Source organism: Streptomyces sp. CB02400 (assembly GCF_001905725.1).
Taxonomy (GTDB): Bacteria; Actinomycetota; Actinomycetes; order Streptomycetales; family Streptomycetaceae; genus Streptomyces; species Streptomyces atrovirens.
On the sequence record NZ_LIWB01000009.1, the window covers coordinates 196,445 to 210,929 of the forward strand.

A 14,485-nucleotide genomic window follows, 5' to 3' on the forward strand; every position below is an offset into this window, starting at 1 on the left:
CCGCCATGACCACAGTGAGCGACCCGCACCCGCCCCGCCTGCAGCGCCCGCCCGCAGAAGTGCGCCACGCCGACGAACTCGCCGAGCTGCGTGCCGGGGACGCCGACCCGCGGCCGCCCGGCTGGCAGCTCAGCCTCCGTGCCGCCCTCCGCTTCGTGGTCGGAGACCCCGACGCCGGCATCAGCCGCAAGTTCGTCGGCAGCCCCTCGCTCGTCGAACGGGCCCTGGTGACCCTGGCCACCAACCGGGGTCTGATGCTCGTCGGTGAACCCGGCACCGCCAAGTCGCTGCTCTCCGAGCTCATCGCGGCAGCCGTCAGCGGCACCTCCACGCTCACCGTGCAGGGCGGCGCGGCCACCACCGAGGACCAGATCAAGTACTCCTGGAACTATGCCCTGCTGGTCTCCGAAGGCCCCTCCCGCCGCTCCCTGGTACCCGCCCCCATGCTCCGCGGCATGGCCGAGGGACGCATCGTCCGCTTCGAGGAGATCACCCGCTGCCCCCTCGAGGTCCAGGACTGCCTGCTCTCCCTGCTCTCCGAACGCGTCGTCGCCGTCCCCGAACTCGACGGCGACGACGGCATGGTCTTCGCCCGCCAGGGCTTCAACGTCATCGCCACCGCCAACACCCGTGACCGCGGCGTCAACGAGATGAGCGCCGCACTCAAACGCCGTTTCAACTTCGAGACCGTCTTCCCGATACCCGACCTCGACACCGAACTCGCCCTCGTCGAAGCCGAGTCCACCGCCCTGCTCCGCGAGTCCGGAGTCGAGCGGGCACCCGACCCGGACGTCCTCGAGGTACTGGTCGGCACCTTCCGCGAACTGCGCGGCGCACCCGGTCAGGGCGACCGGCCCTCCGCAGTGATGAGCACCGCCGAAGCCGTCTCCACGGCCCACGCCGTCGGCCTGCGCGGCTGGTTCCTGCGCGGCGAGGCCGGCAACGCCGCCGACATCGTCTCCTGTCTCGCCGGCACCGCCGCCAAGGACAGCCCCGAGGACCTCGCCCGCCTGCGCCGCTTCCTCGAACAGCAGGCCCGCCTGCGCCGAGGCCCCCAGTGGCAGGCCCTCCACGAGGCCCGGCACCTGCTGGACCAACGGTGAGCACCGCCCGCGTCACCTTCCTGGGGGTGCGCCACCACTCACCGGCCTGCGCCGGCCTCGTCCGCCGCACGATCCGCGAACTGCGCCCGGCATACGTCCTGGTCGAAGGCCCCGCCGACATGAACGACCGGATCGGCGAACTGCTCCTCGGACACGAACTGCCCATCGCCGTCTTCAGCCACCACCGCGACACCGAACGGATCGCCACCTCCTGGACCCCGCTGTGCGCGTACTCCCCGGAATGGGTGGCACTCACCGAGGGCCGCACCGCGGGCGCCGAGGTCCGGTTCATCGACCTGCCCGCCTGGCACCGCGCCTTCACCGACCGCCCCGACGGCGCGGCCAACCGCTACGCCGACGCCGAGGCCCGCTACAGCCGCGCCACCGAACGGCTCCGCGCCCGTTACCGGGTCGACACCGTGGACGCCCTGTGGGACCGCCTCTTCGAGATCGCCGATCCGGACGGCCTGCAGGACCGCCTGGACGCCTACTTCGCCCTGGTGCGCGGCGACACCGAGGCCGACGACGGGGACCGCGCCCGCGAGCAGTACATGGCCTCCTGGGTCCGTGCCGCAGTCGCACATGCCGGCAGCCGGCCGGTCCTGGTGGTGACCGGCGGCTTCCACCAGCCCGCCCTGCGCGCCCTCACCGCCGCCCCCGGCACGTCTCCGGGCGCGGAACCCGCCGCATGGCCCCCGGTGCCCGTCCCGCCCGACGGGGCTGCGGGCGGCAGCTTCCTGGTGCCCTACTCCTTCCGCCAGATGGACGCCTTCGCCGGCTACCAGTCCGGCATGCCGTCCCCCGGCTACTACCAGCACCTGTGGGACGAAGGCCCCGACGCGGCCGCGAAAATCCTCCATCGCACCGTCGTGGAACGGCTCCGCGCCCGCCGGCTCCCCGCCTCCACCGCCGCCCTGATCTCCGCCCACACCCTCACCGAAGGCCTCGCCGCCCTCCGCGGACACCCCCGTCCTGCCCGCGTCGACGTCCTGGACGGCCTCGCCGCCGCACTGATCACCGACGACCTCGACCAGCCGCTCCCCTGGAACACCGACGGCCCCCTGAGGCCCGGCGCCCACCCCGCCGTCGTCGAAACGGTCGTCGCCTGCACCGGCGACCGCACCGGCCGCCTCCACCCCGACACCCCGCTGCCACCCCTGATCCACCACGTGAGGGCCGAGGAGATCCGCCTCGGCCTCGACGGCGACCGCACCCTCGACCTCGACCTCACCGACCCCCGAGGGCTCGAACGCAGCCGCTTCCTCCACCAACTGCGCATCCTCGGCATCCCCGGCCACACCCGCCTCACCGGCCCCGACCACGGAGCCGACCCCCGCGACCACGAAACCTGGGAACCCTGCCCCCGCACCGGCCGCGACGCCGCACTGACCGAGGCCGGCGCCTACGGAGCCCGCCCCGACGAGGCCGCCACAGCCCTCCTCGCCCGCCGCCTCCGCGACACCGGTACGGCCGCCGACGCCGGGACCACCGCCGCCCTCCTCTTCGACGCCGTCCTCTGCGGAGCCGGAACCCTCTCCCGCGACCTCCTGAACGGCCTCGCCCACCGGATCCGTACCACCGCCGACCCCGGCCCCCTCGGGCGGGCCCTCGCCGTGGTCCTGGGCCTCTGGCGCCATGACCGCGTCTTCGGTACCGCCCGCGACCCGCTGCTCGGCACCGTCCTCGACCACGCCGTCGACCGGCTCTTCCACCTCGTAGAGGGCCTCCACGGCGGCCCGCCCGGCGTCGACGTCCCCCGCCTGCGCGCCCTGACCGCCGCCCGCGACGCCCTCCTCCACGCCGCACCCGCCCTTGCTCTCACCCCGGAAACCGCCGCCGCGACCGCCGCCCGCATCGCCCGCGACCGGCACGCCCCCGCCGACCTGCGCGGCGCCGCCCTCGGCCTGCGCCGTGCCCTCGGAGCCCTGGCCGAACCCGCCGGCGAGGCCGAAGCGTTCGCCGTCGCGGCCGACCCCGCCGTCCTCGGCGACTGGCTGGCCGGCCTGCTCGCCCTCGCCCGCGAAGAAGTCCTGCGGCCCGCCCCGAAGGGCGAACAGTCCCTGCTCGACACCCTGGACGGCGTCGTCACCACCATGACCGACGACGTCTTCCTCCACGCCCTGCCCGCCCTGCGTCAGGCCTTCGCCTTCTTCCCGCCCCGCGAACGCGAACGCGTCGCACAACTCCTCCTCGACCGCCGGAACCTGCACGGCTCCGCCCGTACCCTGCTGCGCACCACCGCCGACCCGCTGCTCCTCGCCCGTGCCGCGGCCCTCGAGGAACACACCGACCTCCTGCTCGACCGGCATGCCCTCGGAGCACCCCGATGACCCCCGACGACCCCCGCGCGGGACTGGAACGCTGGCGGCTGATCCTCGGCGCCCCCGCCGAACGCCGCACCGGCGGCCTCGACGGCCCGGACGCCGCCCGCGACACCGCCCTCCAGTGGCTCTACGGCCGCGACGACGACCTCGCCCGCCGTGGTGAACGCCGCGGCACCGCCGACGGCCGGGAGGGCGGCGACGGCCCCTCCACGCTTGCCGTCGTCGACTGGCTCGACGACATCCACCGTCTCTTCCCCCGGGAGACGGTCGAACGCCTCGAACGCGACGCCGTGGAGACCTACGGCATCGACGAGATCGTCACCGACCCCGACGTTCTTCTCCGCGTGGAACCCAGCACCAGCCTGCTGCGGGCCGTGCTGCGCACCAAACACCTGATGAACCCGCAGGTTCTGGCCGCCGCCCGGCGCATCGTCGAAGCCGTCGTGCGCGACCTGACCGAGCGGCTGAGGCCGGAGATCCGGCGCGCTCTCGCCGGAGCCCGCTCCCGCCGCCCCAGCCGAACCCCCCTCGCCCGGAACTTCGACTTCAGGGCCACGATCCGCGCCAACCTCGCCCACTACCGGCCCGAGGACCGCCGCATCCTCATCGAGCAGCCGCACTTCCACTCCCGCACCCGCCGCCACATCGAGCAGTGGCAGCTGATCCTCCTCGTCGACCAGTCCGGCTCCATGGCCGGATCCGTGATCCACTCCGCCGTCACCGCTGCCTGCCTCTGGGGCCTGCCCGGACTGCGCACCCACTTGGTCGCTTTCGACACGCAGGTCGTCGACCTCACCTCCGACGTCACCGACCCCGTCGAACTCCTGATGAAGGTCCAGCTCGGCGGTGGCACCGACATCGCCCGCGCCGTCGACTACTCCGCCGGCCTCGTCGGCAACCCGCGCCGCACGATCGTCGCCCTGATCACCGACTTCTACGAGGGCGGCGACGCCCACCGCCTGACCCGCACCGTCCGCGACCTGACCGGTCAGGGTGTCACCGTCCTCGGCCTCGCCGCCCTCGACGAGGAGGCCGCCCCCTCCTACGACCGCGACCTGGCCGGCCGCCTCGCCGAGGCCGGCGCCCACATCGGCGCCATGACCCCCGGCCACCTCGCCGAATTCGTCGCCGGGAGAATGGCCCACGGAGGACGAACGGCATGACCCGCACCGACCTGCTCGCCCTCACCCCCGACACCCTCGCCGCCCTCGCCAACCGCGGCCTGGTCAAACGCGCCGCCAAGGACCTCGACGCCGGAGCGGGCCCCGACCTGGACGTCACCGACGACCACACCGTGCACGGCCGCTTTCCTGACGGCACCGAGACCCGGCTGCCGCCCGGCACCACCCTGCAGGACGCCCGCTGCAGCTGCGAGGCCCACGGAGTCTGCCGCCACCGCATCGGCCTCGTCCTCGCCTACCAGCGCACCGCGACCGCATCGGACACCCCGCCGCCTTTCACCGACTGGTCCCCCGGAAGCATCGACGACACCGCCCTCGCCGAGGCATTCGGCCGTCCCGCCCTCACCGCAGCCCGTCGCACCCGTGACCGCGGCTACCGGGCCGTCATCCACCGCCCCACCCCCGCCGACCCCGTTCCCGCCGTCGAACTCCCCGCCTGCACCGTCCGCTTCCCCGTGCCCCACCGCCCCGGCTTCGCCGTCACCGACGCCGCCGAGCCGCTGCGCGGCGCGACGGTCGTGCTCGCCGTCTGGGCCTTCCGGGCCGCCGACACCGAGGGCAGCGACCGAGTCACCGTCGGAGGAAGGGAAACAACCCCGGACAACGGCGACAGCGCCCACCGTGCAGCCATGGACCTCGTCGACGAACTCCTCGTCGAAGGCGTCCCCCAGGCCGGCCCCGTCCTGGACGGAACCCTCCGCCGTGCCGGCGCCGCCCTCGCGGCCGCCGGCCGCCACTGGCCCGCCGCGGTCCTCGAGGGGATACGCCACCAGCTCGCCGAGCACGCCGTCCGCGGCGCCCGCCACGACCGCGAGACCCACGCCCTGCTCCTCGCCGAACTCCACGCCCGTCACCGCGCCGCCCCCACCGACCCCGCAGCCGTCCTCGGCACCGCCGAGACGGCCCGCACGGCCTTGCGCCGAGTCCGCCTCGTCGCCCTCGGCTGCCACGTCGACGGCTCCGCCGACGACCGCACCGCCGACGTCTTCTTCGCCCACCCCGATGCCGGTGTCGTCCTCGTTCTGCACAAACGCTGGGAGCTGCCCGACGGTCAGGCGCCCACCGGCCACGACCTCGGCTCCCGCAGGATCCTCGGTACGAACCTGCGCACCCTTGCCGCCGCCAACGTGGTCAGCGAGGCCACCTCCCGCACAGCCGGCCGTGCCGTGGAGATCTCCCGCGGCCGGATCGCCACCACCTCCGTCACCCCCGTCGGCGCCGCCTGGGACGACCTGCCGCCCGGACTGCTGGTCACCGACCTCGCCGCACAGTTCCCCGCCCCAGGTACCCTCCCTCCCCGCCTCGTCCGCCCTCGGGTGGAGGCCGAGTCCATGCGCGTCCTCGCCGTCGCGGAGACCGGACCCGTGCGGTACGACCCGGCCGCACAGCGCCTCGAAGCCGTCCTTCACGACCCGGCCGGCAACGAGGCCCTGCTGAGCACCGCGCACAACCCCCACTGCCCCGGCACCCTGGACGCCCTGGCCGACGCCCTCGCCTCCGGCACCGCCGACCGGATCAGCGGTTCCCTCCGCCATGACCGGGGCAGGGTCCTCCTCGCCCCTCTCGCCGTCCGCACCTCACACGGCGTCCTCGTCCCCGACCTCGCCCCCGGCGACGGCGACACCGCCCTCCCCGTCGCCCCGCACCCTCCGGACGACCCCCTCACCACCGCCCTGGAACAGGCCCTCGCCGCCCTCGCCGAGGCCGCCCACCACGGCCTGAAGAACCTGACTGCCACCGACCACGACGCCCTCGAATCAGCAGCCGCCCTCCTGCACCGAACCGGCTTCCACACCACCGCGGACAAGGTCTCCGCCGTGACAACCACCCTCCGCACCCATGGCCCGGCCCCCGCCACTTCCCATTGGCACACCGCCGTCATCCGCCTCGCCACAACCCTGGAACTCCACCGGACCGGCCCGTATACATCGCCGTGACCGGAAATGACGGTCCGGTGCGTGCACGTTGAGCCCCAGCATCTTGTGCACGTCATCCTCGATCAGCTCTCGGTTCGGTGGGACAGGCCGGGTCCACGTGGAGTAGTCGCGGGGCGGGCGGCTGGTGGCGCCGACAGGGAGGCCAGCTATCCTCGGGGTTGCCTTAACGGAGTTTGGTGGACACCAACCGCGACAACCCCGACCGCCGGGTACGGCTGAGCTTCCTCGGCTAGGGATTCGCCGAAGCGCCGGGGTCACGGATCGTTCTGCGGGGTGCCCTCGGGGGCGAGCAGCCAGTGCGACGACGTACGTGCCGGATACGGGCCCGGCCGGGGAGTCCGTCCGGCCGGGCCCGTGGACGAGGGAGCCGGGTCGGCTCAGCCGGACTGGCAGGCGGATCCGTTGAGCTCGAAGTCCGTCGGAGTTCCGGCGTTACCCGTGTGAGTGGCCTGGAAGCCGATGGAGGTGCTGGCGCCCGGGGCGAGTGTCCCGTTGTAGCTGACGTTCTTGGCCGTGACCGCACCGCTGGTGGGCGAGAAGGCCGCGTTCCAGCCGGAGGTGATGGTCTGTCCGGAGCCCAGCGTGAAGGTCAGCGTCCACCCGTTGAGCGTCGACGAACCGGTGTTGGTGATGGTGATGTTGTCGGTGAGACCGTTGTTCCACGCGCTGACGGCGTTCGTCACCTGGCAGGCACCGCTCGTCGGCGGGGTGGTGGGCGGTGGCGTGCTCTGGTCCAGGCCGAAGAACGAGATGGCCCTGGTGGTCATGCCGGAGGTGGGCAGGCTGTGGCCGACGCCCGAGACGCTGATGGCCTCGACGGGCGCCTGGGTGCTGTTGGCGCCGTAGCGGGTGCGGGTCCAGCCGGACTGCGGGCTGTCGGTGAGCACCGGGGTCTGGCTCACGCCCAGCACGTCGGTCCACTGCTTGATCTCTTCGCCGAAGTTGTTGTAGTTCAGCGTCGTGTCCGTCGTGCCGTGCCAGAGCTGCATCCGCGGCCGCGACCCGCTGTAGCCGGGATGGGCGGCGCGCACCAGGTCACCCCACTGCTGAGGCGTCTTGCTGATCTGGCCGTTGGCGCAGGCGCTGTTCCACCCCGATCCGTCGGTGGTGGCGAAACACCCGAACGGCACGCCCATGAACGCCGCCCCGGCCTCGAAGACGTCCGGGTAGGCGCCGAGGAGCACGTTGGTCATCATCGCCCCGGACGAGGCCCCGGCGACGTAGACGCGGCCGGCGTCGGCACCGTGGCGCTGTACCACGTAACTCACCATGGAGGCGATGCTCGTCGGGTCACTGCCCCCGTTGTGCCTGAGCGCCTGCGGGGAGGACACGTCGAAGCACTGGCCGCTGACGTTGGCGTCCGGGTAGACCACGATGAACCCGTACCGGTCGGCCAGCGAGGCGAACTCGGTGCCCGAGTAGAAGCCGGGCCCGGTGCCGGTGCAGTAGTGGACCGCGACCAGAACCGGCGGGTTCGCTCCGGCACTGGTGGGCACGTACTCGTACATGCGCAGGTTGCCGGGATTGTTCCCGAAGTTGGTCACCTCGGTGAGGGAGGCGGCCCGTGCGCTCGGCGTGGTGAGGAGGAAGCCGGCGAGCAGGGGGATCACCCCGCCGAACAACGCCAGCAGGAGTGGGCGTATCCGTAACTTTCGTCTGGCCTTCACGTGAGTGTCCTTTCCGCAGGGGGCGATGGAACCGATGTGGCCGATGCGAGGGGTGTGACAACTCGAGCACTTCGAAAGTTTCAGTCCCGCTGTCGAATTGATGCGGATAAGTTAAGAGTGGGACTGTGGGTAGTCAACAGCAGTGACTCACTTCGTAATTGATCACGTGGTTCGCTTCATGAGTCCCTTTGGCCGCTCTGCCGGGAGCTGGACGATCAGACATTTCGGTGATGGATTCGAAAGATTTCGGAGGTCATCGGGCCACCTGGGCCCCGGGTTCAGGTGCGTGGGTCAAGGCCGGTCAAGACCCCCTGCCGCCCTGGCGGGTCAGACCGTCAGTGGTTCGTTGAGTCCGATGCGGCGTGCCGCCGCTGCCAGGGCTCGCGCCGAGGCGGCAGCCCGCCCGGTGGTCCGCGGCCGCCGGCTGTCCGAGGTGGCGGAGGAGGCGCTCATCGGCGTCGGTGAACTCGGCACCGGTGTCGTGCCGTACAGCGGCGGTCCCGACCTGGAAGTGGTGTTCGAGATCGGCGACGCCTTCCCGACCGCGGGGGTGCGCGGCGGCGACGCCCCCCGTCCCGCTGCGAGTCGGCCGAGACGGAAGCCCCGTTCGGCCGCGGCTTGTTCAGGACCGGGGCCGGGGAAACGACTCCAGTGCGGCCGCCAGGCCGGAGGCGTCCGTGCCGATCTTGCGGTAGACCGACGAGAGCAGATGGCGTACGCCCTGCTCCGTGAGGCGCAGCTTCCCGGCGATCACCGCCGTGGACGCTCCCCGGACCGTCAGCTCGGCGGCCTCCCGTTCGGGCGCGGTGAGCGTGTCCGTCTGGGCGTAGCGCAGGGGCAGCGGTCGTAGTCCGGCCGCGGCGAGCTCGTCCTTGGCCCGTCCCGCCAGCGCCTCCGCGCCGCAGTGCACGGCGCCCTCCAGCCCGCGGTAGAGGCGGTCGGCGGCCTCCTGCAACTGCCCGGTGCGGGACAGCGCCGCCCCGTGGCCGACCAGGGCGCGGGCCAGCTCGTAGGCCGCGGGCGACTGTTCCAGGTGGCCGACGGCCTCCGCGTGCAGGTCGAGCGAGGCCGGCCCGCCGGTCACCTCGGCCAGGGTGTGCACCGCCTGCCCGATCGCCGAGGCCGCCCCGAAGTCCCGGGCCCGCTTGACCGCGTCCTGCGCGTGCCGGACCGCCAGGTCGGGCGCGCTGCGGGCGAGCGCGGACGCCAGCCCCGACTGCCAGGCGCACCAGGCGGGATTGCGCCACTCCCGCCCGTCCAGCCAGTCCCCGACGTCACGGAGCAGCGCGGCGGCCTCGTCCGCACGGCCCTCCGCCAGCAGCAGCTCGGCGTACACCGTGCGCGGGTCGGGGTAGATGACGGCGTTCGGGACCAGTCCGCCGTAGCGGTGGTGGTCGGCGATCCGGCGGGCCGCCGCCGTACGCCCGCGGGCCAGGAGCGTCTGGACGAGGATGCCGACGGCGAACCACTGGGCGGGCACCGCCCCCTCCACCCGGTCGGCGATGCGCAGCCCCTCCCGGACCAGGTTCTCCGCCTCGGCCAGGGAGCCCCGGCGGTAGCGGATGTACCCGGAGAGGGTCTGGCCCAGGGCGAGGTGGGAGCCGCGCCAGCCCTTCGCCTCGCACTCCGCCATGCCCTTGCTGAACAGTTCCTCGGCCCGCCGCGGCCGGTCGGCGTACAGGAACACCATCGCCACCGCCACCGGCACCTCGAAGCCCCGGTTCTCGTCGGTCCAGCTCAGCCCGCCCCGCAGGGCCCGCTCGGCGTACTCCAGGGCCGTCTGCCGCGGCTCGCCGCACACCACCGCCTCCCAGGCCCGCAGGCCCAGGATGTACCGCTCCTCCAGGCCACGGCCGGTCACCTGCGCGACCAGCCTGGCGAGCCTGCGCGAGCGGGCGGCGGGGTCCGGCTCGTCGGTGCGGTACGAGCTCCACACGAAGTGGTCGGCCTGCATCCGCAGCTTGATCCGGGGATGCGGGGTGCGCCGCGCCTCGTCGGCGGCGACGGCCGCGGCCTCGGCCACCTCGTCGATGTGCGCCAGCGCCTGCGTGAGCCGGTACACGATGGACGCCCGCAGCTCCGGGTCGATGTCGGGCTCCGCCAGCGCCTCACGGAGGTGCGCGACCGTGGCCGTGGGCTTGATGAGGAAGGTGGAGGAGGCGAGTTCGTGCAGCAGCTCGGCGCGCTGCTCCGGCGGCGGCGGCTCCTGGAGCGCCCGTGTCAGCAGCCGCCGGGCGGCTTCCGGGGCGCCGGCCCGCATGTACTCGCGGGCGGCCTCGCGCAGACACGCCACCGCCTCGACGCGGCCGTCGCAGGGCACCTCCAGCAGGTGCCGGGCGGCTGCCGCCGGCCCGAACCCGGCGGCCCGGATGGCCTCGGCGGCCCCGTTGTGCAGTCCGACCCGCAGCGCCGGGGCGATGGAACGGTAGATGGTGGTGGCGATCAGCGGGTGGACGAAGGCGAGTCCGTCCCCGCTCCCGTCGTCCTCGGCCAGGATCCGGGCGGCGCGCAGCCGCTCCGTCGCCTCGGCGGCCGCCTCACTGCCGACCACGGCGATGGTGGCGGCGAGCTCCTGTGACACGGACTCGCCGAGCACGGCCGCGGCGTAGGCGAAACGGACGGTGGTCGTCCCGAGGGCGCGCAGGCGTTCGACCAGTCCGCGGCCCTTGACCGCCGCGGCGAGGTCCCGCATCGCGCGCAGCTCGTGCCGGGTGCCCCGCAGATTGCGTTCGCCCAGGCGGATGGCGAGTTCGACGGTCTCGAACGGGCTTCCCCCGGTGACCTGCCGGCATTCCTCGCAGAACTCGTCCTCGGCCTCGTCCCCCACCTCGTCCCTGACGATCCGCGCCACCGCCTCGGAGGTGAGCGGCTCCAGCGCGTAGGGGCGGGTGCCGAGACTGCCCGGCAGGGCGCGCAGCGGCTCCGCCTCGCGCGGCAGGTCGTCGGGCCGGTGGGCGAGGACGATCAGCAGCGGCAGATCCGCCACCCGGGGCGCGAAGGAGGTGAGCCAGTCGAGGGACTCGACGTCCGCCCAGTGCAGGTCGTCGAGCAGCAGCACCATGGGTGCCTTCCGCGCGGCGAGCCGGGTCATGACCCAGTCCAGGCCCTCGCGGACCCCGGACGGGTCGGGCACGTGGGGGCCGGGCCCCGCCTCCAGGCCGAGCGCGGTGGCGACGACGTCGTACCAGCTGCCCAGGAAGGCGCGGAGCTCGCCGCCGTCCATCGCGGCCAGCGAGGGCTGGAGGAGTCGGCGCACCACACGGAACGCCAGCTCCTGCTCGTTCTGGCCGCCGCAGCCCGACAGCACGGTGACCCCCTGGGCCAGCGCGCGGGAGCGGGCCTGCGCCAGCAGCGCCGTCTTGCCCATCCCGCCCGGGCCGGTGAAGACGAGGAGCCCGCCGCGCGGCACCTGCGGCACCCCGTCCCGGGTGTCCCGCAGGGCCGCCAACGCCTCGTCCAGCGCCCGGAGTTCCCGTCGGCGCTCCAGCAACGGCCGGGACTCGGTGACATGCTGCCGCCGCTCGATCGCCATGTGCCGTACCGCTTCCTGTCGTTCGGCCAACGGGTGGCAGACGAGCGTATGCCTGCCGCGGCGCACCGTGTCCGTCTTACGGTACGACCACGACAGGACGGGTGAATCGAAGGCGGCGACGGCTTGAGGCATCCCTCCTGTGGGTAGGGGCATTCGAATGGATCGCGCCCGGGGCGCGGGCCCGTGGCGGTGCCCGGGTCAGGCCGGGGCCGCCGCCGTGTCGGCGTAGCGCGGGACGGTGCGGGACCAGTGGCAGCATCCGCGGATCCAGCCGGCCATGCCCTCCGCGTAACCGACGGCCGAGGGACTCAGCCGCGGCCTGATCTCCTCGAAGAGGCCGACGAACTCGTCGATCGTGCGGTTGATCTGCCGGATCGCCAGCATGACGGCGACCGGCAGGGAGCAGCGGTGGGCCCGCTGGTGGGCGAGGGCCAGATTGATCATCCCGCCGGCCTGCCGTTCCTTCACCGCGGAGTACAGGTCGGGTATCCACACCGCCGCGTCGGCCGACAGCCGGGTCAGCCGCCGCATCACCGGGTGATGGAGTTCGGCGTCGGACAGTTCGCACGGCTGGGCCGCCTCGCACAGCGGATGGAAGGGCTCGACCCCCGCGGTCAGTGACCGTATCGACGTGCACAGTCCGGTCGGCAGCGGGGCGGTGTCGGCCTGCGCCACCGCCTCGTACAGCAGGCCGTGCACGTACTCACGGCTCTTGACGGCCCATCGCGCGGCCTGGGCGGGCGTGCACCGCTCGCGGACCTGCCGGTGCAGATCGGCCAGGGCCGCGCCGAGCGGCGTCGACGGCGACGCGTCGTCCCGCAGTACGGCGATGCTCTCGTCCAGCATGGGCAGCAGCCGGCCGGGTCCCTGCCGGCCCACCTCCTCCGCCCGGTCGTCGAAGACGAATTGATAGGCGATCTGATTGGCGACGATCTGCAGCAGACCGGAATCCATCTCCGGGCCGTTGTAGGAGGCGAGCTGGGCCGGGCGGGTACGGGCGATCATTTCCGGAACCCAGCTTTCGTCCGCCAGTCCCGTTTTCCGCAGCCACTTCTCGACGCCCGCCGTGACCCGGTGTTCGTGCGGATTGGTCCGGAACGGGAACGGCATGTGCAGATGGGTGTCGATCAGGTCCCTGAGATCGGAGCCGGGAATTCCGCGCAGGGTGCCGGCCGTGATGTCCTCATGTGTGGTCGACAAGGTTGTCACCCGCCCCTCGGGATCGCCGGCCGAGCCCTTCACCGCGCGGTTCGCAGATCATCCGCAGCGACCTGGGGCCCAGCGTCACCGCGGGGCGCACCGGCGCGACGGGCCCCGGGGGGTGCCGCAGCCGCCAGCGCCGGGCGATGGTCGCGACCGCCACCGTGCTCTGCGCCATGGCGAAGGAGTCCCCGAGGCATTTCCGGCTGCCCGCGGAGAACGGGACCATCGCGCCGTACGGCTGGTCGGTGTGCTCGCCCGACAGCCACCGCTCGGGCCTGAACCGCTCGGGGTCGGGGAACGACGAGGGCGCGTGGTGCAGCAGATACGGGCTGTACAGAACGGTGGCCCCGCGCGGCAGGCGGCGCCCGCCGAACTCGACGTCCCTGATGGCGGACCGGGTGAAGAGCCAGCCGGGCGGGGAGTGGCGCAGGGTTTCGCTGATCACGGCCCGGGTGTAGGGGAGGCGCGGCAGATCGTCGGAGGTGGGGAGGGTGCGCCCGTCCAGTACGGAGTCGACCTCGGCGTGCAGTTCGCGCTCGGCCTCCGGATGCTGTGCGAGCAGGCTGAACGTGGAGGACAGGCCCAGGGAGGGGCTCTCCGACCCGGTGAGCAGCAGGGAGACGAGCTGGTCGTGCACCTCACCGGGGGTCACCCCGTGCTCACCGGTGTCGGCCGCCGCCAGCAGGGCCCCCAGCAGGTCGTCGCGCGGCTCGCCCGCACGGCGCTCGGCGATCGCCGCGTCCACGAGCCGGTGCAGACGGGCGACCGCGTCCCGGTACCGGCGGTTGGCGGGCAGGGGCACCCGGAACAGGGCGTCGACCGGGAGGACCGTACGCACGAACAGTCCGTGGACGATCCCGGCCAGGCAGTCCCGCACCTCGGCGGCCCTCGCCGCGTCGAGCGAGTCGGAGAGCAGGACCCGGCTGATCGCCCCCGTGGTCAGGGCCATCATGGCCGCGCTGACATCGACCTTCCGCCCCGCCCGCCACGTCCGGCACACCGACTCGGCCTCCTCGCCCATCGCCCCGGTCAGGCCGGCGACGCTGGACGGGCGGAAGGCGGGCTGCAGCAGCCTGCGCTGCCTGAGGTGATCGCCGTGCGGGCAGGTGACGACCCCGTCCCCCATCAGGGCCCGGAGCCGCTCGTAGAGGGGGCCGCCCTTGTCGAAGGTGCGGGTGTCCCTGAGCATCTCGTGGACCAGTCGCGGGTGGCACACCACCCAGGCACGCATCGGACCCAGGCGTATCTCCACCAGATCGCCGTACGCGGACAAAGAATTCAGAAACTCCAGCGGGCGCCGGAACAAGGCGATACCGTGGCCGACGGACGGGAATATGCCCGGCGCGATTCCCGACCTCCAGGCCGACGCCGGTTCATGAACGCAATTGCTCATCGAATACCACCTGTCTCGAGCGACACAAACGGAATTCAGTGAGTCCACATGTACGAGTCCACATACATGTGGCACTCGAACTCCGTCCTGCCCACACTGGACCGGCACCCGACGTACCGAATGCCGTCGCCAAGGGGGCGCACTG

The 14,485-nt window shown here is 73.0% G+C and carries 8 protein-coding genes; 4 read left to right on the forward strand and 4 right to left on the reverse strand.

The features are described from left to right. Positions 1–5: 5 nt before the first annotated feature. Genes AMK33_RS22615 through AMK33_RS22630 form a run of 4 tightly spaced genes read left to right on the forward strand, consistent with a single transcriptional unit; the run spans position 6 to position 6,545 of the window. Positions 6–1,103 (forward strand): AAA family ATPase, encoded by a 1,098-nt coding sequence (locus AMK33_RS22615; RefSeq protein ID WP_073934735.1) that lies wholly within the window; start codon positions 6–8, stop codon positions 1,101–1,103. Continuing rightward, a complete protein-coding gene (locus AMK33_RS22620; protein WP_073934736.1) occupies positions 1,100–3,433 on the forward strand; it encodes a DUF5682 family protein in 2,334 nt (777 codons plus the stop codon). Before AMK33_RS22615 ends, AMK33_RS22620 begins: the two co-directional genes overlap by 4 nt. Beyond that, complete coding sequence (locus tag AMK33_RS22625) at positions 3,430–4,590, forward strand: VWA domain-containing protein (RefSeq protein ID WP_073934737.1); 1,161 nt, start codon at positions 3,430–3,432, stop codon at positions 4,588–4,590. The genes AMK33_RS22620 and AMK33_RS22625 overlap by 4 nt, the downstream gene beginning before the upstream one ends. After that, on the forward strand, positions 4,587–6,545 hold the full coding sequence (locus AMK33_RS22630) for a hypothetical protein (protein ID WP_073934738.1): 1,959 nt from the start codon (positions 4,587–4,589) through the stop codon (positions 6,543–6,545). Before AMK33_RS22625 ends, AMK33_RS22630 begins: the two co-directional genes overlap by 4 nt. 377 nt (positions 6,546–6,922) lie before the next feature. Here AMK33_RS22630 and AMK33_RS22635 read toward each other — a convergent pair whose 3' ends face one another. The 4 genes from AMK33_RS22635 to AMK33_RS22650 all read right to left on the reverse strand — a co-directional run bounded on the left by AMK33_RS22635 (position 6,923) and on the right by AMK33_RS22650 (position 14,340). Next, entirely contained in the window at positions 6,923–8,155 is a 1,233-nt protein-coding gene (locus AMK33_RS22635) for an extracellular catalytic domain type 1 short-chain-length polyhydroxyalkanoate depolymerase (RefSeq protein ID WP_235618166.1), read from the reverse strand. Between the two features lie 679 nt (positions 8,156–8,834). Beyond that, positions 8,835–11,744: an ATP-binding protein gene (locus tag AMK33_RS22640; RefSeq protein ID WP_073934740.1), complete on the reverse strand. Its 2,910-nt coding sequence runs from the start codon at positions 11,742–11,744 to the stop codon at positions 8,835–8,837. 198 nt (positions 11,745–11,942) lie between these two features. Beyond that, positions 11,943–12,953 carry a (-)-alpha-amorphene synthase gene (locus tag AMK33_RS22645; RefSeq protein ID WP_107425193.1) on the reverse strand — a complete coding sequence of 337 codons (1,011 nt, stop codon included), beginning with the start codon at positions 12,951–12,953 and terminating at the stop codon, positions 11,943–11,945. Beyond that, on the reverse strand, positions 12,928–14,340 hold the full coding sequence (locus AMK33_RS22650; RefSeq protein WP_073934741.1) for a cytochrome P450: 1,413 nt from the start codon (positions 14,338–14,340) through the stop codon (positions 12,928–12,930). Before AMK33_RS22650 ends, AMK33_RS22645 begins: the two co-directional genes overlap by 26 nt. Between the last annotated feature and the right edge of the window lie 145 nt (positions 14,341–14,485).

Bases quoted from the DNA above. Each gene is read 5' to 3' on its own strand.
- AMK33_RS22615 (WP_073934735.1), top strand. From the start codon at position 6: ATGACCACAGTGAGCGACCCGCACCCGCCCCGCCTGCAGCGCCCGCCC.
- AMK33_RS22625 (WP_073934737.1), top strand. From the start codon at position 3,430: ATGACCCCCGACGACCCCCGCGCGGGACTGGAACGCTGGCGGCTGATC.
- AMK33_RS22630 (WP_073934738.1), top strand. From the start codon at position 4,587: ATGACCCGCACCGACCTGCTCGCCCTCACCCCCGACACCCTCGCCGCC.
- AMK33_RS22640 (WP_073934740.1), bottom strand. From the start codon at position 11,744: ATGGCGATCGAGCGGCGGCAGCATGTCACCGAGTCCCGGCCGTTGCTG.
- AMK33_RS22650 (WP_073934741.1), bottom strand. From the start codon at position 14,340: ATGAGCAATTGCGTTCATGAACCGGCGTCGGCCTGGAGGTCGGGAATC.